18 protein-coding genes and 2 pseudogenes are annotated in these 21,805 nt (G+C 54.2%); 11 read left to right on the forward strand and 9 right to left on the reverse strand.

Features of this window, described 5'->3' with window-relative positions; all coding sequences use genetic code 11:
• Window positions 1-3: 3 nt before the first annotated feature.
• From L379_RS03675 to L379_RS03665, 3 genes are read right to left on the reverse strand one after another with little or no spacing between them, the layout of a single operon-like run.
• Entirely contained in the window at window positions 4-432 is a 429-nt protein-coding gene (locus L379_RS03675; protein WP_007372193.1) for a diol dehydratase small subunit, read from the reverse strand.
• 2 nt (window positions 433-434) lie between these two features.
• Window positions 435-1,019: a propanediol/glycerol family dehydratase medium subunit gene (locus L379_RS03670; RefSeq protein WP_009652918.1), complete on the reverse strand. Its 585-nt coding sequence runs from the start codon at window positions 1,017-1,019 to the stop codon at window positions 435-437.
• Window positions 1,020-1,030: 11 nt separating this feature from the next.
• On the reverse strand, window positions 1,031-2,698 hold the full coding sequence (locus L379_RS03665; RefSeq protein ID WP_016241522.1) for a propanediol/glycerol family dehydratase large subunit: 1,668 nt from the start codon (window positions 2,696-2,698) through the stop codon (window positions 1,031-1,033).
• A 392-nt stretch (window positions 2,699-3,090) separates the two neighbouring features.
• On the opposite strand from L379_RS03665, the gene L379_RS03660 reads away from it, so the two are divergent.
• The 4 genes from L379_RS03660 to L379_RS03645 are packed head-to-tail and all read left to right on the forward strand — an operon-like array spanning window position 3,091 to window position 5,606.
• On the forward strand, window positions 3,091-3,519 hold the full coding sequence (locus tag L379_RS03660; protein ID WP_007372190.1) for a GlcG/HbpS family heme-binding protein: 429 nt from the start codon (window positions 3,091-3,093) through the stop codon (window positions 3,517-3,519).
• A gap of 22 nt (window positions 3,520-3,541) precedes the next feature.
• Window positions 3,542-4,705, forward strand: coding sequence for a 1,3-propanediol dehydrogenase (dhaT, locus tag L379_RS03655; RefSeq protein ID WP_007372189.1), 1,164 nt, complete (start codon window positions 3,542-3,544; stop codon window positions 4,703-4,705).
• Window positions 4,706-4,721: 16 nt separating this feature from the next.
• Window positions 4,722-5,075: a glycerol dehydratase reactivase beta/small subunit family protein gene (locus tag L379_RS03650; protein ID WP_007372188.1), complete on the forward strand. Its 354-nt coding sequence runs from the start codon at window positions 4,722-4,724 to the stop codon at window positions 5,073-5,075.
• Window positions 5,076-5,606 carry a cob(I)yrinic acid a,c-diamide adenosyltransferase gene (locus L379_RS03645; RefSeq protein WP_007372187.1) on the forward strand — a complete coding sequence of 177 codons (531 nt, stop codon included), beginning with the start codon at window positions 5,076-5,078 and terminating at the stop codon, window positions 5,604-5,606.
• Here L379_RS03645 and dhaR read toward each other — a convergent pair.
• Both dhaR and L379_RS03635 read right to left on the reverse strand, forming a co-directional pair.
• Window positions 5,584-7,509 carry a dihydroxyacetone kinase operon transcriptional regulator DhaR gene (gene dhaR / locus L379_RS03640; protein ID WP_009653098.1) on the reverse strand — a complete coding sequence of 642 codons (1,926 nt, stop codon included), beginning with the start codon at window positions 7,507-7,509 and terminating at the stop codon, window positions 5,584-5,586. The two genes, L379_RS03645 and dhaR, sit on opposite strands and share 23 nt — an antisense overlap.
• Window positions 7,510-7,598: 89 nt before the next feature.
• Complete coding sequence (locus L379_RS03635) at window positions 7,599-8,696, reverse strand: glycerol dehydrogenase (RefSeq protein ID WP_007372185.1); 1,098 nt, start codon at window positions 8,694-8,696, stop codon at window positions 7,599-7,601.
• 560 nt (window positions 8,697-9,256) lie between these two features.
• Here L379_RS03635 and L379_RS25325 point away from each other — a divergent pair.
• Window positions 9,257-9,472, forward strand: a pseudogene (locus tag L379_RS25325) (dihydroxyacetone kinase subunit DhaK); the annotation flags it as partial.
• On the opposite strand, the pseudogene L379_RS26460 reads toward L379_RS25325, so the two are convergent.
• Window positions 9,462-9,611: pseudogene (locus tag L379_RS26460) on the reverse strand (hypothetical protein); the annotation flags it as partial. The pseudogenes L379_RS25325 and L379_RS26460 sit on opposite strands and share 11 nt — an antisense overlap.
• Window positions 9,612-9,724: 113 nt before the next feature.
• Window positions 9,725-10,822, reverse strand: coding sequence for a glycerol dehydrogenase (locus tag L379_RS03630; protein ID WP_007372182.1), 1,098 nt, complete (start codon window positions 10,820-10,822; stop codon window positions 9,725-9,727).
• 555 nt (window positions 10,823-11,377) lie between these two features.
• Between L379_RS03630 and dhaK the strand changes: the two genes are divergently transcribed.
• The 5 genes from dhaK (at window position 11,378) to L379_RS03605 (ending at window position 17,186) form a co-directional block, all read left to right on the forward strand.
• Window positions 11,378-12,448 (forward strand): dihydroxyacetone kinase subunit DhaK, encoded by a 1,071-nt coding sequence (dhaK, locus tag L379_RS03625; RefSeq protein WP_007372180.1) that lies wholly within the window; start codon window positions 11,378-11,380, stop codon window positions 12,446-12,448.
• Between the two features lie 10 nt (window positions 12,449-12,458).
• On the forward strand, window positions 12,459-13,091 hold the full coding sequence (dhaL, locus tag L379_RS03620; RefSeq protein ID WP_007372179.1) for a dihydroxyacetone kinase subunit DhaL: 633 nt from the start codon (window positions 12,459-12,461) through the stop codon (window positions 13,089-13,091).
• 10 nt (window positions 13,092-13,101) lie between these two features.
• Complete coding sequence (gene dhaM, locus L379_RS03615; RefSeq protein WP_023336797.1) at window positions 13,102-14,520, forward strand: dihydroxyacetone kinase phosphoryl donor subunit DhaM; 1,419 nt, start codon at window positions 13,102-13,104, stop codon at window positions 14,518-14,520.
• A 74-nt stretch (window positions 14,521-14,594) separates the two neighbouring features.
• Complete coding sequence (locus L379_RS03610) at window positions 14,595-16,244, forward strand: glycerone kinase (protein ID WP_007372177.1); 1,650 nt, start codon at window positions 14,595-14,597, stop codon at window positions 16,242-16,244.
• Window positions 16,245-16,454: 210 nt separating this feature from the next.
• Window positions 16,455-17,186 (forward strand): protein YagJ, encoded by a 732-nt coding sequence (locus tag L379_RS03605; protein WP_032655142.1) that lies wholly within the window; start codon window positions 16,455-16,457, stop codon window positions 17,184-17,186.
• A 90-nt stretch (window positions 17,187-17,276) separates the two neighbouring features.
• Here L379_RS03605 and L379_RS03600 read toward each other — a convergent pair whose 3' ends face one another.
• On the reverse strand, window positions 17,277-17,903 hold the full coding sequence (locus L379_RS03600) for an inovirus Gp2 family protein (RefSeq protein WP_032655145.1): 627 nt from the start codon (window positions 17,901-17,903) through the stop codon (window positions 17,277-17,279).
• 624 nt (window positions 17,904-18,527) lie between these two features.
• On the opposite strand from L379_RS03600, the gene L379_RS03595 reads away from it, so the two are divergent.
• On the forward strand, window positions 18,528-19,508 hold the full coding sequence (locus L379_RS03595; protein ID WP_001575870.1) for an IS5-like element IS5 family transposase: 981 nt from the start codon (window positions 18,528-18,530) through the stop codon (window positions 19,506-19,508).
• A gap of 529 nt (window positions 19,509-20,037) precedes the next feature.
• Here L379_RS03595 and L379_RS03585 read toward each other — a convergent pair.
• On the reverse strand, window positions 20,038-21,354 hold the full coding sequence (locus L379_RS03585) for a tyrosine-type recombinase/integrase (protein ID WP_032655153.1): 1,317 nt from the start codon (window positions 21,352-21,354) through the stop codon (window positions 20,038-20,040).
• Window positions 21,355-21,805: the final 451 nt, after the last annotated feature.

A 21,805-nucleotide genomic window follows, 5' to 3' on the forward strand; every position in this document is an offset into this window, starting at 1 on the left:
CCGTCACTGACTGCCTTTACGCAGCTTATTTCTCTGCTGGTATACCTCTGCCGACTCGCGGACAAACCCGGCGTTCACCGTGGCGTGCCAGGTGTGTTCCAGTTCATCGGCAATGGCCTGCAACTCGGCGAACGAAGAACGAAACGGCCTCAGTGCGTTGTAGATCTCCAGAATGCGGGCATCCGGGATCGCAATCAGTTCTGCCGCACGACGAAAATTGCGCGCCACGGCATGACGCTGCATCTGCTCGGCAATCTGCGCCTGGTACTCCAGCGTTTGCTGAGAAATACGCACATCCTGCGGCCCTACGCGGCCCGCCAGCACATTCTCAAGGGTAATGTCGGTTAGCGGCTTGCCGCCAGGCGTCCGGATTTTCTCCGGGCAGCGGGTGGCTAATGGGTAATCCTGCGCGGTCATGATGTTGTCGTTCATGGTCATTCCCTTACCAGTGCAATATGCAACGTGACAGGCGCAGCATCCTGCACCACGTGTTTGGTTTCTTTGATGTGAAACAGCGCGGCCTTGGCCATAAATTTAGGGCGCACCATCTGGTCATTGACCACTGGCACCGGCGAAGGCGACTCTTTGCGTGCATAGCGTGCGGCGTTTTTACCAATCTGACGATAGGTTTCCAGCGTCAGCAGCGGAGCCTGAGAAAACAGTTCCAGGTTACTTAGCGGCAGCAGATCGCGCTGATGAATCACCGTGGTTCCTTTCGACTGGATACCAATCCCAATGCCTGAGCCGCTGAGATTTGCCGCATCCCATGCCATAAAAGAAACATCTGAGGTGCGCAGGATCCTCACTACTCGCGCATGCAGCCCCTCTTCTTCGATGCCAGCAACCAGCTCTTTCAAAATCGCGTTGTGCGGCATATCAATCAAGGTTTTATGCTGATACTTATCAAAGGCCGGGCCGACGCCTATCACGACTTCATCCACGCGTTCGTCCGCTTTAGCCGCCTCGCCTTCGCTCACCTGTAAGATGAAAACCGGCTTACGTTCAGTTGTGCATTCCACTGTGTACCGCCTTATTCGATCGAGCCGGGCTGAACCACGCCCGCAATATTTTTAATTTCCGCCCAGCGTTCGGCACTGATGCGATAGCCGGTACCAGGTCCCTGATAATCATTGATGTCGTTGACGGCGCTGACGACGTCGAACTGGCGATCCAGAATAGCCGACGTTTGCAGGTAATCACCGGTAACACGCTGTCTCAGCATATTGAGGATGTTACTGGCGATATCTTCGAAACCGCTACGGCTTAGTGCGCCGACGATATCCAGCCCGGTGATATTGCGCTTCATCATCTCTTCCACGGCGGCCAGATCTTCCACCACATTGCGCGCGGGCATATCTTTGCTGCCGTGAGCATAAGTAGCAGCTTCGACTTCTTCATCGCTAATCAGCGGCAGGCCCAGTTCGCGGAACACTGCCTGAATGGCGCGTGCCGCCTTGTTGCGGATGGCGATGGTTTCTTCTTCGGTTACAGGACGCAGACCACCATCAACCATCAGATCGCGTTGCAGAATGTTGTAATCATCGAAGTCTTCCGCGTCGAAGTTCGACCCGGCAAACATGTTGTCGTAGTTCGGTACGGCGCTATAGCCGGAGAAGATAAAGTCGGTGCCGGGAAGCATTTGCATCAGGGTACGGGCGGTACGGCGAATATCAGAGTGGGAAAAGGTCTGGTCATTGGCGGAGGCCACTTCAAGGTCGAGCATTGAGGCAATCAGGTTTTCCGCCAGCACCGCGCGGATCCCCGACGGCACCGCGCCGGTCATGCCAATACAGCTGACCGCACCGTTTTGCAGCCCCTGTACGCCCGCGCCTTTGGTGATAAAGATGCAGCGCGACTCCAGATAGAGCATCGATTTACTCTCGGAATAGCCCATCAGCGCTTCCGAACCGGTGCCAGAGGTGTAACGCATTTTCAGTCCGCGAGACGCATAGGCCGAGGCGAGAAACGCTTTGGACCACGGCGTATCATCGCCGTCGGTAAACACAGACTCTGTACCGTATACCGACACGGTTTCGGCGTAGCTGGTTAACCCGCGCATCCCCAGCTCCAGCTCAGTCGCCTCCTCAACGGAACATTGCGTCAGCACGCCGGGGCGACCGCACTGGGAACCGACCAGCAGCGCCAGGGCGTTAAACGGCGCATAGCGGGCGATCCCGACCGTCGTTTCCTGTTCTGAAAAACCACGGATCCCCGCTTCAGCCGCATCGGCGGCAATCTGTACCGGGTTGTCTTTCAGGTTGGTGACATGGCACTGGTTGGACGGCGTGCGTCTGGCGCGCATTTTTTGCAGCGCCATCATCATTTCCACCACGTTCATTTGCGCCATCACCTCCACCGCTTTCGCCGGGGTGATAGCGGTGGTAATAGCAACAATCTCTTCCCGGCTGACGTGGATATCCACCAGCATTCTGGCGATCTCCAGCGCGTCGAGCCGCATTGCCCGTTCAGTTTCAGCCACGTTAATCGCGTAGTCGGCAATAAAACGGTCAATCATGTCGAACTCGGCGCGGCTCTTGCCGTCCAGCTCAACAATACGACCATTCTCTACCTTCACCGACGAAGCCGGATCGTAGGGGCTTTCCATGGCGATCAGTCCCTCTTCAGGCCATTCGCCAATCAGCCCATCCTGATTTACAGGGCGCTTCGCAAGCACTTCGAATCGTTTTGATCTTCTCATAGTTTATGGACTCAAAAGATAAAAAATAGGGACGCCGGGCCGTATTGCCGGGGACACACCTCCCGGCATTCGCCTTTCATCAGCAATGGCCGAACTCTAAATGAGCACAGCAATAAAAAAATAAAATTAATTTCGTTCCAATTTGGCACGTAATAAAAATTCATCGTTCCATATTGAAACGGTTCTCAGGAATATTCGTAGCGAATTGTGACGAAGTTAAATGATCATTATCAATAAACACTAATACACAAAATTAAATTAATACTTTTTAAATTTTCACCCTATTGACTTAATAACGCGCGGCGAGAAAATAAAGCCAAACCCAATGATAAAAAATAGCTGTATCGCGATATTTTCGTGACATCAGCCCTACAACATTTTCAGGAGAGACTGTGAATAAGAGCCAACCAATCGCCACCATTACGCTGGCGGCGGCGAAAAAAATGGCGCAGGCCGTCGAGGCTAAAGCGCTTGAGATCAACGTGCCGGTGGTCTTTTCCGTGGTGGATCGCGGCGGCAACACGCTGCTGATGCAACGCATGGACGACGCGTTCGTCACCAGCTGTGATATTTCTCTTAATAAAGCGTATACCGCCTGCTGTCTGCGGCAGGGGACCCATGAAATTACCGACGCGGTACAACCGGGTGCGTCACTATATGGTTTACAGCTAACGAATCAACAGCGGATCGTTATTTTTGGTGGCGGCTTACCTGTCATGTTAAACGATAAATTAATCGGTGCTGTCGGCGTAAGTGGCGGTACTGTCGAACAAGACATGTTATTAGCGCAAACCGCACTGAATTGTTTCTCTGAATTATAATTTAAATCTAAGAAGGTAAATTATGAGCTATCGTATGTTTGATTACCTGGTGCCAAATGTGAACTTTTTTGGCCCGAATGCTATTTCCGTCGTGGGCGAACGCTGCAAACTGTTGGGCGGTAAAAAAGCGCTGCTGGTGACTGATAAAGGTCTGCGAGCCATTAAGGACGGCGCGGTTGATAAAACCCTCGAACATCTGCGTGAAGCCGGTATTGACGTGGTGGTGTTTGACGGCGTCGAGCCAAACCCTAAAGACACCAACGTGCGCGACGGCCTGGACGTTTTTCGTAAAGAGCAATGCGATATCATCGTTACCGTCGGCGGTGGTAGCCCGCATGACTGCGGTAAAGGCATCGGTATCGCGGCGACGCACGAAGGCGATCTCTATAGCTATGCCGGGATTGAAACCCTGACCAATCCGCTGCCGCCGATCGTCGCGGTGAATACCACCGCCGGTACCGCCAGCGAAGTCACCCGTCACTGCGTGCTGACCAATACCAAAACCAAAGTGAAGTTTGTGATTGTCAGTTGGCGCAACCTGCCGTCGGTTTCCATTAATGACCCACTGCTGATGCTCGGCAAACCTGCGCCACTGACTGCGGCAACAGGAATGGACGCCCTGACCCACGCCGTTGAGGCCTATATTTCAAAAGATGCCAACCCGGTTACCGACGCCGCCGCTATCCAGGCAATTCGTCTGATCGCCCGCAACTTACGCCAGGCCGTAGCACTGGGCAGCAACCTGAAAGCTCGCGAGAATATGGCCTATGCCTCTTTGCTGGCGGGTATGGCCTTCAACAACGCCAACCTTGGCTACGTTCACGCGATGGCGCATCAGCTTGGCGGTCTGTACGACATGCCGCACGGCGTAGCAAATGCCGTCCTGCTGCCGCACGTGGCGCGCTATAACCTGATCGCTAATCCGGAGAAATTTGCCGACATCGCGGAGTTTATGGGTGAGAACACTGACGGTCTGTCCACCATGGATGCTGCCGAGCTGGCGATTCGCGCCATCGCTCGCCTGTCAGCCGATATCGGTATTCCGCAGCATCTGCGCGAGCTGGGCGTCAAAGAAGCCGATTTCCCGTATATGGCGGAAATGGCGCTGAAAGACGGCAATGCCTTCTCCAACCCGCGTAAAGGGAACGAGAAAGAAATTGCCGGGATCTTCCGTCAGGCATTCTGATCAATAAGGGGGCGCAATGTCACTTTCATCACCGGGCGTACATCTGTTTTATCACTCACGCTGGCAGGATACGCGCGTGCTTGATGAACTATGCTGGGGGCTGGAAGAGCAAGGCGTCCCTTGCCGGACAATCTGTTGCGACGAGCATGACTGCGCGCTGGCCCTCAGCAAGCTGGCGGCTAAAAGCTCAACGCTACGCGTGGGTCTCGGCCTCAGCGCCAGTGGTGATATTGCCCTAACCCACGCCCAGCTACCCGAGGATCGGGCGCTGGTCTGCGGGCATATCGCCGCTGGGATAGCCAGCATCCGCACGCTCGGCGCCAATGCGGGCCAACTGGTCAAAGTGCTTCCCTTCAGCGAGATAAAATAAATGTATCGCATCTATACCCGAACCGGTGATAAAGGCACGACCGCGCTATTTGGCGGCAGCCGTATCGACAAAGACGACATCCGCGTTAACGCCTATGGTACGGTGGATGAACTGATTTCCCAGCTTGGCGTCTGCTATGCCAGCTCGCGCCAGGCAGAATTACGCCAGGATCTGCATGCCATCCAGAAGATGCTGTTTGTGCTGGGGGCGGAACTCGCCAGCGATGAGAAAGGTCTCGCCCGCTTAACGCAGACGATTAACGCCGAGGATATTCAGGCGCTGGAGCAACTTATTGATCGCAATATGGCGCAGAGCGGCCCCCTGAAAGAATTTGTCATTCCGGGGAAAAATCTGGCATCGGCACAACTACACGTGGCGCGCACCCTGGCACGGCGGCTGGAGCGGATCCTCATCGCGATGGACAAAAAGCTGACGTTACGCGATGAACCCAGGCGTTATATCAACCGGCTGTCGGATGCGCTGTTCTCCATGGCCAGAATCGAAGAAACTACTCCAGATGTTTGCGCTTAAACTGGCTGGCGTCGATGTCGTACTGCTTCATCTTACGCCACAAGGTGGTGCGACCAATATTCAGCAGTTGCGACATCTCCTGTACTCGCCCACTGGTGACACGGGCGGCATGGATAATCGCCTCTTTTTCGATAGCGGTAAACGTCAGGCTGGCTGGCAGCAGGGAAGACGCGGTCTCCAGACCGGGACGCTCGGCAAACAGATAATCAGGTAAATTACTCAGCCGGATATGCCCGTTATCGCTACTGATAGCGATGTTTTCGATAATGCTGTTCAGCTCGAAATCATTGCCCGGCCACGAATAAGCCACCAGTTGTGCCAGCGCGTCGTCGTCGATCTTCAGGCTGGATGAGAAGCGTTTTTTCAGGCTATTCAGTCGCGTATAAATCAGCGAGGGAATACTGTTACGCCGCGCCCGTAGCGGCGGGATAACAATCTCAAAAGAGTGCAGCGCGTAATACAGTTGGCGGCTAAAGCGGTTTTGCTCCACCAGATTAGCGAGATCAACCGTAGTGGTGGCGATCACTTTCACATCCACCGGAATCAGCCGACGGGCATCAAGACGGGTTAATACTCCCTGCTTAATCACCTGTAACAGCGCGGATTGCAGCTCCGGTGCCAGATATTCAATTTTCTCCAGAAACAGCGTGCCGCCGTTCGCCAGCTCAAGGCGGCTCAACCGACCATTTTCATCATCGGTAGGCGCACTGCCCATAAAATCCTGCCCCAGCACGCTGTTGGCATACAGCTGACAGTTCACGGCAATATACGGTCCGCTGGCGCGTTCGCTTTCATTGTGAATGGCCTGGCTCAGCAGCTCTTTCCCTACGCCCTCTTCCCCACACAGCAGGATCGGGAAACTCCCCCTTGCCGCCTGGCGACCAAAATGGATCAAGCGTCGGGTTTCCGGATCGTCCGTCGACATCTGCTCAAAGGTGTGGCTCACCTTACCAAGCTGGCTGGTCATCAGCTGACGCATTTGCTCCACCGGGTGCAGCAGCAGGATAAAGCTGTTGCCCTGCTCCTCAACAATCGGCTTCAGGGTGATAACAGCATCAACAAACTGGTGCTGGCTTTCAAAAGTGACTTCGACGTGATTCAGACCGCGGGCATGTTTAATTGCCCGACGCAGCAGCATGGGCATATTGAGCAGGTCGTGAATGTTTTTGCCCTGGCTGGCCTGCGCGTCGAGATGCAAAAGCAGCGCCGCGCGCGCATTGAGGAACTGCAACACCCCCTGCTCATTCCAGGCCATCACGCCATCATCCATGCTCTCCAGCAGCCCGTACATCTGGTTCAGATGGCGGTTGGATTCTGCCAGCAGGCTGTCGGTCAGCAATGAATTGCCGACTTCTCTGGCAATCGCCAGCGTCAGGGATAAATCAGAAACGGACTCATGTTCTACCAGACAGCACAATGAGATGGAGCCAAACAGATGCCCATGGTTATCGAACACCGGCGTCGAGCAGAACGACCACGGATGCAACGCCTGTTTAAAGTGCTGAGCGCCAGAGGTTTTTGTCGGCTGCCCCGGCATCGTCGCCAGCGACAGCGCACAACTGCCGATAATGCTTTCCGCGCAATAGCTGCCGTCGCGAAATCCAAGCTCCGCCAGCTGTTCTATCGTCTGCGGATCGCCGCAACGGCTGAGAATACAGGCTGATTCATCCAGAATCAGCAGTGCGCACGGACGACCGTCCATAAACTCCCAGGCATCTTCCAGCGCGGCCTGCGCAATCGTCAGCAGCGCCGTCTTGCGACGACAAATCGACTCAAAGGTCAGCCCTTGCGCCTGATGCGGCGCCTGCCAGGTTTCCCGCTGCATAAACTTGCTGCAACGATGCCAGGACTGGGCGAGAACCGAAGAGACTTCCTGCCCGATGCTATGCGTGTGCGCCGTCATATCCATTTCCGCTGTTTTGCCATAGACAACCCCTCCGGCAGAGACTGTCAGAGGGGGAGAAGATGCTGGGTAAATTTACCTGTGCCCGATTAACGCGCCAGCCACTGCTGTCCCAGCAGGTCTGCCGTCAAAATAGCGGCATGTACGCTTTCAGGCGTCACCGGGAACGGCATATTGTGAATAGTTTCACCTTCTGCGCAGGTGGCTTTAGCCACGGCCATAATCTTGCCGTCAATGTCGTCTTTCACACCCATTTCCGCTAACGTTACCGGCAGGCCCACTTTCTGACAGAAATTCAGCACGGTTTCGATCTCTTCCATCGGGCTGTTCTGCAGCACCAGCTGCGCCAGCGTACCAAAGGCGACTTTTTCACCGTGGTACAGATGGTGGCACTCTTCCAGAATCGTAAAGCCGTTATGGATGGCATGTGCCCCCGCAAGGCCGCTGCTTTCAAAGCCGATACCGCTGAGGTAGGTGTTGGCTTCGACAATACGTTCCAGCGCATCGGTCACCACGCCAGCCTGGGCGGCTAAGCGTGCCTTTTCGCCTTCCGCCAGCAGGGTATCATAGCACAGGCGCGCCAGGCTCAGCGCCGCCACGGTGGACTGCCCGCCCGCCATGCTGGTCGCCCGAGCGTCATAACAGGCTTTCGCTTCAAACCAGGTCGAGAGCGCATCGCCCATCCCGGCCACCAGCAGACGTACCGGCGCTTTGGCAATAATTGCGGTATCCATCACCACCATATCCGGGTTTTTCGGGTAGATCAGATACTCTTCAAACTCACCCGCTTCGGTATAGATAACGGACAGCGCGCTGGTTGGCGCATCGGTTGAGGCGATGGTCGGGATCACCACTACCGGCAGCTTCTGGTAATAACCAATTGCTTTGGCGGTATCTAACGTTTTCCCACCGCCAATCCCAACCACGCCGCGGCAACCGTGTTTTTTCAGAATGGCAATCAGGCGATTAATTTCAACATGGCTGCATTCACCGTTGAAGCGTTCCGCGTGGCAGCTAATGTCATGGCTGTGCAGGCCATTGAGTACCTTTTCTCCCGCCAGCTTCATGACGAAGTCGTCCGCAATCACGAAAAAGCTGTCCGCCAGATTTTTAGCGTATTGACCAAATAAGGTAGAAGCGTCAGGACCCTGGAGATATTTGGCTGGAGATTGAATAACTTTTAGCATTCCTTTCATCCTCAAATAAGTACATGTTTTTACATGGTGAGCCCTGGCGTTAACCCGTTTAGCCTGATGTTGACGGCGAAAGCGGACGTACCGGAGCGATGTAATAACTGTATGGCGAGGCGTGTACAAAAAAATCTTTCGTCATTTTGTTCTGATATGGAACAGATAAAAATGACATGCGTTTCATATTGGAACGCTTAACCACAAAAATAATGAGATTTGCGATCTCGATCCGTTCCGTTACCGCGAAATTACCGACAAACACGATGATAAATTTCCCCAATTACGCGCCATCCTGGGTAAAGCCCCGCAAAAAAGACTGACTGCGCCGTGTGGCCTGCTCTGATCGCAGGAGGAAAAAGTCGAGCGAGTTCGCATTGTGATGATTTCTCGCCTAATTAAGTTTCATTTCGGAACAAAAAACAGCAATCACGTTTCGTAATGAAACTCATTTTCGTGTTGTTTTTTTCCATGCTGACTTCGCCAGAATCTCTCTATCGCCTCCGCACCATGAACATGCATTCGGGGGTTTGTCTTACACTCAACCTCGAGGAGCCGTTATGTCTCAATTCTTTTTTAATCAACGCCCCCATCTCGTTAGCGACGTGATCGACGGTACAATTATCACCAGCCCGTGGAATAACCTGGCGCGTCTGGAGAGCGATCCGGCCATTCGCATCGTGGTTCGCCGCGACCTTAACAAAAATAACGTGGCGGTGATCTCCGGCGGCGGTTCAGGACACGAACCCGCGCACGTTGGGTTTATTTGCGACGGCAGATCGATTCAAAGGTCAGCCCCTGCGCCTGATGCGGCGCCTGCCAGGTTTCACGCTGCATAAATTTGCTGCAGCGATGCCACGACTGGCTGATAACGGCTGAAACTTCATTTTCCGCACCCTGAGTCTGAGCTGTCATATCCCTTTTCCGCTGGAGTTAACACAGTTAAAACGACAAAACCCTCCGGCAGCGGCTGCCGGAGGGAGGAGTTGATGCCGCAATGCGCCGCGGCATAGAACCTTGTGAAAGACTTAACGCGCCAGCCACTGCTGCCCAAGCAGGTCCGCGGTAAGGATGGCGGCGTAGACGCTATCCGCGGTGACCGGGAACGGCATATTGTGGATGGTTTCGCCTTCCGCGCAGGTGGCTTTCGCCACCGCGTGGATTTTGCTTTCGATACCCTCTTTCACGCCCATCTGGGCAAGGGTGATCGGCAGGCCGACTTTTTCACAGAAGCCCATCACGGTTTCGATCTCTTCCAGCGGGCTATTTTGCAGTACCAGCTGCGCCAGGGTGCCGAAAGCGACTTTTTCGCCGTGATACAGATGGTGGCACTCTTCAAGGATGGTGAAACCGTTGTGAATCGCGTGCGCGCCGGCCAGGCCGCTGCTCTCAAAACCGATACCGCTCAGATAGGTGTTGGCTTCGACAATACGCTCCAGCGCATCGGTCACCACTCCAGCCTGAGCCGCCAGGCGTGCTTTTTCGCCTTCCGCCAGCAGCGTATCATAGCACAGGCGCGCCAGGCTCAAGGCCGCCGCCGTGGACTGCCCGCCCGCCATGCTGGTGGCTCGCGCATCGAAGCAGGCCTTGGCTTCAAACCAGGTGGAGAGCGCATCGCCCATCCCGGCCACCAGCAAGCGTACCGGCGCTTTGGCGATAATCGCCGTGTCCATCACCACCATATCCGGGTTTTTCGGGTAGATCAGATACTCTTCAAACTCGCCCGCCTCGGTGTAGATAACCGACAGCGCGCTGGTCGGCGCATCGGTTGAGGCAATTGTCGGGATCACCACCACCGGCAGCTTCTGGTAATAGCCGATCGCCTTCGCTGTATCGAGGGTTTTCCCGCCGCCGATACCCACCACGCCGCGGCAGCCGTGCTGCTTAAGAATGGCGATCAGGCGGTTGATTTCCGCATGGCTGCACTCGCCGTTAAACCGTTCCGCATGGCAGCTAATATTGTGGCTATGCAGGCCGTTCAATACTTTGTCGCCCGCCAACTTCATCACGAAGTCATCGGCGATAACAAAAAAGCTGTCGGCCAGGTTTTTAGCGTATTCGCCAAACAGCATGGCGGCATCAGGTCCCTGGAGATATTTGGCTGGAGATTGAATAACTTTTAGCATTCCTTTCACCCTCAAATAAGTGCGTATGTTGACACGTGAGCCCAGGCCGTCATGCCGCGGCGCCTGATATCAATGGCGCTTACAGCCACGCTGCCGGAGCGATGCATCCACTGTAGGGCGAGCCGCGGCGAAAAAAATTTTTCCCTTTTTTGTTCTGTTCTGAAACAGATAAAAAATAATGCGTTTCACATTGAAACAATGTGACTGAGAAAGCGATGGGATTGCGATCGCGATCGGATCATTTTGGCAAAAAAGCCGCTATCGTCTCCCCTCTTTAACGCAGAAAATCGCCTCAATGCGGCACAATGGCGAAAAAAATCATCCTTGCCCCATTTCTGATAGCAGAAAAAAACGGACAAATTATTAGCGCTGGCTCGCATTTCTCCTGTTTATCGGCAATTAATGTTCCATAAAGGAACAAAAATTCTTTTCTACGTTCCGTTATGGAACCAATTTTGACGGCATTTTATTTTGCGCCCGCTCAGCCAGAATCACTACATCGCCGGGCTACCCTTATAGACAGGCGACCTCCCCCTACCCTACGGAGCATAAACAATGAAAAAACTGATTAACCGTGTGGAAGATGTACTGAGTGAACAGCTTATCGGCCTGGCGAAGGCGCATCCTGAACTGACGCTGCACCAGGACCCGGTCTATGTCACCCGCGCTGATGCACCGGTCGCCGGCAAAGTGGCGCTGCTCTCCGGCGGCGGCAGCGGACACGAACCGATGCACTGCGGCTACATCGGCCAGGGCATGCTCTCCGGCGCCTGTCCGGGGGAAATTTTCACCTCGCCGACGCCGGACAAAATGTTCGAATGCGCGATGCAGATTGACGGCGGCGAAGGCGTCCTGCTGATTATCAAAAACTATACCGGCGACATCCTGAATTTTGAGACCGCCACCGAGCTGCTGCACGAAAGTGGCGTTAAGGTTACCACCGTCGTGGTGGATGACGACGTGGCGGTAAAAGACAGCCTCTATACCGCCGGACGCCGCGGCGTCGCCAATACCGTGCTGATTGAAAAACTGGTCGGCGCCGCCGCCGAACGCGGCGACTCGCTGGAAGCCTGCGCTGAACTGGGCCGCCGTTTAAATAACCTTGGTCACTCGATTGGCATCGCGCTGGGCGCCTGCACCGTACCGGCCGCCGGACAGCCCTCCTTTACCCTGAAAGATGATGAGATGGAGTTCGGCGTCGGCATCCATGGCGAGCCGGGTATCGACCGCCGCCGCTTCAGCTCGCTCGACCAAACCGTCGATGAGATGGTCGATACCCTGCTGGAAAACGGCGCATACAGCCGCACGCTGCGCCAGTGGGATAACGTCAAGGGAGCGTGGCAGGAAGTGAAACAGAGCAAAACCGCGCTGCAAAACGGCGATCGGGTTATCGCGCTGGTCAATAACCTCGGCGCCACCCCGCTTTCCGAACTGTACGGCGTTTACAACCGCCTTGCCCAGCGCTGCGAAGCGTCCGGCATTGTGATTGAACGCAACCTCATCGGCAGCTACTGCACCTCGCTGGATATGGCGGGTTTCTCCATCACCCTGCTGAAAGCGGATGATGACACACTGGCGTTATGGGACGCCCCGGTCCATACCCCAGCGCTGAACTGGGGAAAATAAGGAGCACGACATGTCACTGAACAGAACGCAAATCGTCGACTGGCTGTACCGCTGTGGCGACATTTTCACCAAACAGAGCGATTTTCTCACCGGCCTTGATAAAGAGATCGGCGACGCCGACCACGGCCTCAATATGCATCGCGGCTTCAGCAAAGTGGTCGAAAAGCTGCCGTCGATCGCCGATAAAGACATCGGTTTTATTCTCAAGAATACCGGGATGACGCTGCTTTCCAACGTCGGCGGCGCCAGCGGCCCGCTGTTCGGCACCTTCTTTATCCGCGCCGCCCAGGTCACCCAGGCGCATCAGAGCCTGACCCTCGACGAGCTTTATCAGATGATCCGCGAAGGCGCGGACGGCGTCGTCAACCGTGGTAAAGCGGAGCCGGGCGATAAGACGATGTGCGACGTCTGGCTGCCGGTGGTGGAATCCCTGCGTCATTCCAGCGAGCAACATCTGTCTATCCCTGCCGCGCTGGATGCCGCCTGCGAAGTGGCCGAGCGCGCCGCCCACGCCACCATCACCATGCAGGCGCGTAAAGGCCGCGCCAGCTATCTCGGCGAGCGCAGCATCGGGCATCAGGATCCCGGCGCGACCTCGGTGCTGTTTATGGTTCAGATGCTGGCTGCCGCCGCCAAAGAGTAAGGAAATCGCGATGGTAAACCTGGTTATTGTTTCTCATAGCGCCCGGCTGGGCGAAGGTGTCGGAGAACTGGCCCGGCAGATGTTAATGAACGATGGCTGTAAGCTGGCGATCGCCGCCGGGATCGACGATCCCGACAGCCCGATCGGCACCGATCCGATTAAAGTCATGGAGGCGATCGAATCCGTCGCCGATACCGACCATGTTCTGGTGATGATGGATATCGGCAGCGCCCTGCTCAGCGCCGAAACCGCCCTCGATCTGCTCGATCCGGCGATGGCGGCAAAGGTGCGGCTGTGCGCCGCGCCGCTGGTCGAAGGGACGCTGGCGGCCACCGTCAGCGCCGCCTCCGGCGCCGGGATCGACAAAGTTATCGCCGATGCCATGAACGCCCTGGAAGCCAAGCGGGTTCAGCTGGGTTTACCTTCGCACACGCCTGACGCCGCCGCCCCAACGCTTGCTGACGACGGCGATGCTAAATCGGTTTCAGTCATTATTAACAATCACAACGGCCTGCACGTGCGTCCGGCATCAAAGCTGGTCGCCGCGCTGGCGGGTTTTAACGCCGACCTGGTGCTGGAGAAAAACGGCAAATGCGTCACCCCGGACAGTCTGAATCAAATCGCTCTGCTACAGGTGCGCCGCCACGATAAGCTGCGCCTGCTGGCCCGCGGTCCGGACGCCGATGCGGCGCTGGCGGCGTTTCAGGCGCTGGCCGCCGATAACTTCGGCGAGTCGCCGGAGGCGCAGCCGACAGCGGAACCCGCCATACCTGCGCGTGTTGAAGGCGCCGCGATGCTTTATCCGCAGGCGCCGATCCAACCGGCGCTCCCCGCCGCCGCCGACATCGCCCGCGAGCAGCAGCGCCTGCGCCAGGCGATCGACCAGACGCTGGCCGATCTCAATGCGCTCACCGAGCTGGCGGAACACAAATTTAACGCCGATATCGCGGCGATCTTCGCCGGTCATCACACCTTGCTCGACGATGAAGATCTGTTTGATGCCGCCAACGATCGCCTGCTCACCGAACAGTGCTCGGCGGAATGGGCGTGGCATCAAGTGCTGATGGAGCTCAGCCAGCAGTATCGTCAGCTGGATGACGCCTATCTGCAGGCCCGTTATATCGATGTCGACGATATTCTGCAGCGCACGCTGCGCCATCTGCAGGGTATTAAGGAGACGCTGCCATTCGCCAGTGAGCCGACGATTATTATCGCCGACAATATTTATCCCTCGACTGTACTCCAACTGGATGCCAGCAAGGTCACCGGCCTGTGCCTGCGCGACGGCAGCGAACAGGCCCACGGCGCGATTATCGCCCGCGCGGCGGGGATCGCCTGGCTATGCCAGCAGGGCGAAGCGCTGAATGATATTCAGCCTGGCGAAGCCATCACGCTCGATATGCGTCTGCAACGTCTTATTCGTCGCTAAATCCACTTTGACCGTTACCACTCCGGGGGCCCGCCTCCGGAGGGTGAGTTTTCGCTTACTGATCAGGAACCACTATGTCTCAATTCTTTTTTAACCAGCGCGCCAGCCTCGTTAACGACGTGATCGAGGGAACCATTATTGCCAGCCCGTGGAACAACCTCGCCCGCCTGGAGAGCGACCCGGCGATCCGTGTAGTGGTACGCCGCGATCTGAATAAAAACAACGTGGCGGTGATTTCCGGCGGCGGCTCCGGCCATGAACCGGCGCACGTCGGCTTTATTGGTAAAGGCATGCTGACCGCCGCGGTCTGCGGCGATCTGTTCGCCTCGCCGAGCGTCGATGCGGTACTCACCGCGATTCAGGCGGTGACCGGCGAGGCGGGCTGTCTGCTGATCGTTAAAAACTACACCGGCGATCGGCTTAACTTCGGCCTCGCGGCGGAGAAAGCGCGCCGTCTTGGCTATAACGTAGAGATGCTGATCGTCGGCGACGATATTTCGCTGCCGGATAACAAACAGCCGCGCGGTATCGCCGGGACTATTCTTGTGCATAAGGTGGCGGGCTATTTCGCCGAGCGCGGCTTCAACCTCGCCACCGTCCTGCGTGAAGCGCAATACGCCGCCAACCATACCGCCAGCATCGGGGTGGCGCTGGCCAGCTGTCACCTGCCGCAGGAAGCGGAAAGCGCGCCGCGCCATCAGCCCGGCCACGCCGAGCTGGGGATGGGCATCCACGGCGAACCGGGAGCCTCGACGATCGCGACCCATAACAGCGCGGAAATCATGCAGATTATGGTAGAGAAGCTGACCGCCGCCCTACCTGAAACCGGCCGCCTGGCGGTGATGCTCAATAATCTCGGCGGCGTGTCGGTGGCCGAGATGGCGATTCTGACCCGCGAGCTGGCCAACACCCCACTCCATGCGCGCGTTGACTGGTTGATTGGCCCGGCTTCGCTGGTAACGGCGCTGGATATGAAAGGCTTCTCGCTGACCACTATCGTGCTGGAAGAGAGCATTGAAAAGGCGCTGCTGTCGGATGTCGAAACCGCCAGTTGGCAGAAGCCGGTGCAGCCGCGGGCTGTTAATATCATGCCGTCCGCGCTCGCCAGCGCACGCGTCGCCTTTACGCCATCGGCCAACCCGCAGGTGGGCGATTACGTGGCGCAGGTGACCAGCACCCTCTCCGGCCTCGAAACCCATCTCAACGCGCTTGACGCCAAAGTGGGCGACGGCGATACCGGCTCCACTTTCGCCGCTGGCGCGCGTGAGATTGCCGCTCTATTGCAACGCCAGCAACTGCCGCTCAATGATTTACCCACGCTGTTCGCGCTAATTGGCGAACGCCTGACGGTGGTGATGGGCGGCTCCAGCGGCGTATTGATGTCGATTTTCTTCACCGCCGCCGGGCAGAAGCTGGAGCAAGGCGCCAGCATGGCGGAAGCGCTGAACGCCGGTCTGGGGCAGATGAAATTTTACGGCGGCGCCGATGAGGGCGACCGGACGATGATTGACGCTCTACAGCCGGCGCTGGCGGCGCTGCTGGCCGAACCGGATAATCTGCAGGCCGCTTTCGCCGCGGCGCAGGCCGGCGCGGATCGCACCTGCCAGTCGAGCAAAGCCGGCGCCGGACGCGCCTCCTATCTCAATAGCGAGAGCCTGCTCGGCAATATGGACCCCGGCGCCCACGCGGTGGCGATGGTGTTTAAGGCGCTGGCGGAACGCTAAGCCTCACCCGGTGGCGCTGCGCTTACCGGGGCGACATAACACCATTGAAAGGTAGCCCGGAGAAGGCGCAACGCGCCGCCATCCGGGTTTACCACACTGCCGATTATTTGCTATGCCAGTACGCCTGCGAATGCACCAGTTGCTGTCGAATATCTGGCCGATAAGGTTGCGGATCGAGAAGAGGATGCAGAGGAATATCTGGAAGCAATCATGGAGGCTCGTGTTACCGTTGCTGGCATGGGGCTGGTGATGGAGGTGCAGGATTACTTAGATGGCGAGGCCGATAGACTGGCGAAGGCGTGGCTGGCCGAGTACACACCGCAAATCAAGTCGTTGAAAGATGAGCGTAAAGAGGCCTATCGTCAAATCGTCGAAATGAGTACCGAACCGCAGGATGTGGATCTGGTCAGGCCGGCGAACAAGTTTGAAATGACCAGGGTGCGTGAAGGTGAAAAGGAAGCTGACCTTCCAGTCTGGAAACACCATTTGTTGTGTGACGAAAACGGGAACTATCCGGCTCTGTTGAACCATTGGGAAACCAAGGTTTTTGAGATCGAAACCAAACGTGAAGGATTTGCTTTCTGGTATCGTAATCCACAGTACACAGGGCAGTCGTCACTGGGAATCGCTTATGTTGAAGCTGAACAGTACAAGATTGTTCGTCCCGATTTCCTGTTCTTTGCCGAACAGGATGGCAAAATGGTTGTGGACCTGGTAGATCCACATAGCCTACATCTGGCTGATGCTTTGCCCAAACTGAAAGGACTTGCGCTATATGCCGAACATCATTCTGATGCTTACAGGCGAATCGAATCTGTCGCCGAAGTAAAGGGTAAATTACGAGTGTTAGATTTGAAACGGCAGGATGTGCAGGATGCTGTTGCTACCGCTGAAAATGCAGAAACGTTATTTAGTAGCGGACTTGCTGATGACTATCAGTAATCTATAGAAAATTGCGTAACGAAACTGCATTTTAGTAATTTTTTGAAACAATACAAATAAGGCCTTCTCACTGAGAAGGCCATTACCGACTTACAGTTCGATTTGGCTACAGCCGAAGTTACGGTCTCCTTCACCAAACACTTTGCTTTCAACTTTGGTCAGGTAGTCCAGTCGGGTTAACAGCGCCTGGTAGTTCTGCTGGAAGTCAGTACTATTGGTGTCTAGCACATACTTACAGTTTTCAGGAAAATGGACCAGACCAGGGTGATCGTCTCTCTCCAGTCTCAGGGCGCTGTACCAGGCTCCTGTGATCATCCCTCTAAGGTTATCGTCCTGATCGTAATCCCCGAGGTGGTAGTAAGCGTCTTTGTTGAACAACAGGCAAATGTGATAGTGGCATTTACCTGACTCAGAATACTCTTTCGCCCATATAATGAATAAAGGGCAACGGTAGATGCGTTTACCTTCACGCTCCTTACGGGTACGATCAGCCTCCAGCTTAGCTCTGAGGGATTCACGCATCCGGGATATCACCCCAGGCTCCAGATTAGGGAAGCAACAAATATTGTCACCGTCATCAACTATCTTCGGATAGTGGAGATCGACACGTACCGCCGTTAGCCTGGGGTAACGGTTAGTCAAGTAACATAATAATTTATTAATCTTGCTCTGATATTCAAGGATATGAACTCCATGAGTACCTTGATATGTTTTCATCATATAAACCTGTAGTTGGTCCTACGGTCTATAACAGACCGTATAGGGATGCCATACAGGCAGGGCTATTCCTGGTCACTGTTGTCGGTATATACTGGTATCAGATCTTAGTACGCACATACTGATCTGATTACTACCCCTACTGGTTAATACAGGTAGTAAGGGTATACAATGCCATTATAATACCTATCCAACATCTAAATCTGAGACGAAGGTAGCCCCAGCCTGTGATGGCTGTTTAAAAGTCACTCTGCAATTAGCTTCGAGAAAAAATAATATTTCTGATGGAATCAAACCAAATCAGTGGTCTCCACAGGCTGGATAAATATAGTTTTACCTCGCTTCGCAGCCATTATCTTACGCTGTGAGTAAAGAGTGCTTAGTAATTCGCTCACTGTCGCTCTGTTTCTGAACCGATTGGGGCCATACTGCAATATCGTGTTTTTTCTGAGATAAGGGATCGTATTTCTCACGCAATATTCTTTTATCCAACAGTAAAGATCGTGAGCCTCTGAGCCTACAAGTGTCGATTCTTGCTGTTTTGAGAAAAGCCTTAGGAAGGTGCGAACAAGTTCCTGATATGAGATCATCATATTCATCCGGAGCGCATCCCAGAGGGACATCATGAGCCATCAACTCACCTTCGCCGATAGTGAATTCAGCACTAAGCGCCGTCAGACCCGAAAAGAGATTTTCCTCTCCCGCATGGAGCAGATTCTGCCATGGCAGAATATGACCGCTGTCATCAAGCCGTTTTATCCCAAGGCGGGCAATGGCCGACGGCCCTATCCGCTGGAGACCATGCTGCGTATTCACTGCATGCAGCATTGGTACAACCTGAGCGACGGTGCCATGGAAGATGCCCTGTACGAAATCGCCTCCATGCGTCTGTTTGCCCGGTTATCCCTGGATAGCGCCTTGCCGGACCGCACCACCATCATGAATTTCCGCCACCTGCTGGAGCAGCATCAACTGGCCCGCCAATTGTTCAAGACCATCAATCGCTGGCTGGCCGAAGCAGGCGTCATGATGACTCAAGGCACCTTGGTCGATGCCACCATCATTGAGGCACCCAGCTCGACCAAGAACAAAGAGCAGCAACGCGATCCGGAGATGCATCAGACCAAGAAAGGAAATCAGTGGCACTTTGGCATGAAGGCCCACATTGGTGTCGATGCCAAGAGTGGCCTGACCCACAGCCTAGTCACCACCGCGGCCAACGAGCATGACCTCAATCAGCTGGGTAATCTGCTGCATGGAGAGGAGCAATTTGTCTCAGCCGATGCCGGCTACCAAGGGGCGCCACAGCGCGAGGAGCTGGCCGAGGTGGATGTGGACTGGCTGATCGCCGAGCGCCCCGGCAAGGTAAGAACCTTGAAACAGCATCCACGCAAGAACAAAACGGCCATCAACATCGAATACATGAAAGCCAGCATCCGGGCCAAGGTGGAGCACCCATTTCGCATCATCAAGCGACAGTTCGGCTTCGTGAAAGCCAGATACAAGGGGTTGCTGAAAAACGATAACCAACTGGCGATGTTATTCACGCTGGCCAACCTGTTTCGGGCGGACCAAATGATACGTCAGTGGGAGAGATCTCACTAAAAACTGGGGATAACGCCTTAAATGGCGAAGAAACGGTCTAAATAGGCTGATTCAAGGCATTTACGGGAGAAAAAATCGGCTCAAACATGAAGAAATGAAATGACTGAGTCAGCCGAGAAGAATTTCCCCGCTTATTCGCACCTTCCTTAGCGGCAGGTCAGGGATGAATTTTAAAATTGAATGTGCCTTACTGTCTTCTGACAGGTAAAATTCATCCCCATTACTAATAAGCTGCTCTCCGCCTATATGTAGCGAAGGCGAAATACAGCGTGACAATCTATATTTTTTGCCATTTCCGCCAAAATACAAAAAAAGTTGTATACGTTTAGAAAACCATGCATCCAGTATTTTCTGAACGATATGCTGATCAGTTATTTTTGACAACGAAAAAAAATTAGAATTCATCCCTCTCTCCCATCAGGCAGACACTTATCATTTGTCGATAATAACAAATTAAGTGTCGCCTGACACAGCAATCGCCCCTAAAAAGTGATCCATCTTATATTTCACTACTCGGGAGTATAACTTACTATGTTCTTTTGAAGAGACTTACCACGTTGTTTTCCTGGTGTCGCTGATAGTTATTAACCCGTTCCTCCCAAATTTCAAGCGCCCTGCGCTTTTCAGTCAGGTAATCATAGCGATCATAGTGTTTCGAGCTGACATCATTCAAAGCGTGATTCTGGATACGATCTCGGATCTCTTTACTGATCCCGGCCTCCCCCATCAGCGTTTTACAGGTACGACGCAAATCTCGCGCCGTGAATACTTTAAACTCAGGATTAAAGGCCCTAAAATACATGATGGAACGCGCCAGACTGTCGGTACGCACCGGTCGCTTGCCGTCTGTCGAGAGAGGGAAAATATAAGGACTGTTACTTTCCTTAGTCAACTCTTTCACTGATGCTAATTCCTGTAATGCCGATTCTGTCAATGGCACCAGATGATCACGCTTATTTTTCGATACATCTGCTATTACAAGTAAAGTTTTTTGCTGCCAGTCAATTGCGCTCCACTGGCTGGCAATCATTTCAAACGGGCGCTGCCCGCCTGCATAAACACAGAAGCGAATAAGATGCTGCATCAACGACCCAACGTTAGTTGCCTGGTCGAACTGCTCCATGACAATACGTAGCTCTTCCAGCGTTAACCATGTGTCACCAACTTTCTCCGCCGAGGATTGCTTTGGTATGGCCGATACCGGATTAACTTCAAGCCCGAACGTAATGCCCACGCTGGTATTCATCGGATCGTTAACGGCTTTAAGCCCATAGTTGAATGCCGCCATCAGGTAGGAACGAATTCGGTTCGCATGGACCACCGCATCACGCTGGATAATGCCTGAGAGGATGGTTTTGATCTGCAGAGGTGTTACATCTTTCGCTTTGGTTTCTCGAGGGATAACCGTGTAGCACTCTTTTTCAAGACGCTTCAGGACATCAGCCCAGGTCCGCTTATTGTCGAGCTTCATCTTGTTAACGTAGCCATGTACCAGCTCTTTAAACGAGCCCTGCGAGCGATGGATCTGCATAATGTGCTGCTCGGCCAGGCGCTGTTGCTCAAGCTCTTGCTGCGGCTCTTTTCCTTCAACAAGCCAGGCTCCATATTTTTTCGCCAGCTCATTGGCCGTCACCAGTTTCATCTCAGGCCAGATGCCCAACTGAATGAATTTCTCTTTCTTCCCTTTCTCAACGTAGTAACGGAAATAAAAAACTTTGCTGCCTGAAGGCTGAACCTTAACGCCAAGCCTGCCGGTACCACGCTGAGCACTGTTGCTCCACACGTAGTACGACGTGCTTTTTGTCTTCAATCCACGTATAGCAGTCTCGGTAAGATTAGCGGCCATGAGGTTACCTTTCTAAGGATAAGCGTTACCTGACCCGATGCCCATTTTGGGTCAGGTAATGGGTCAGGTAACGATAGTACAATGAGGAGACGAGACAACCAATCAGAAACAAAAACAACATCATAACTGATTGATTATAGACAATTAAAAATACAATAAGCGTCAATAGCGAACGATTAGAAGCATGCCGATTTTATGACTCATAATCGCTTGGTCGCTGGTTCAAGTCCAGCAGGGGCCACCAAATTTTAGCTTTAGAATCATCCAGTTAAGCCACTCAATTGAGTGGCTTTTTTGTAAGTAATCCACCACACGTAGCCCGGCCTGCCGCTTCCCCTCACAAACCCTAAAAACTAAAGAAATCCCCCATCGCGCCGATCATCATCCGTGTGTATTATTTCCTGTAGCTTTTACAACAACTAACCTTAACTCAAATACTTAAGCGCCAGAG

Origin of the sequence: Enterobacter sp. MGH 33, assembly GCF_000534535.1 — a bacterium.
Classification (GTDB): domain Bacteria; phylum Pseudomonadota; class Gammaproteobacteria; order Enterobacterales; family Enterobacteriaceae; genus Enterobacter; species Enterobacter hormaechei_C.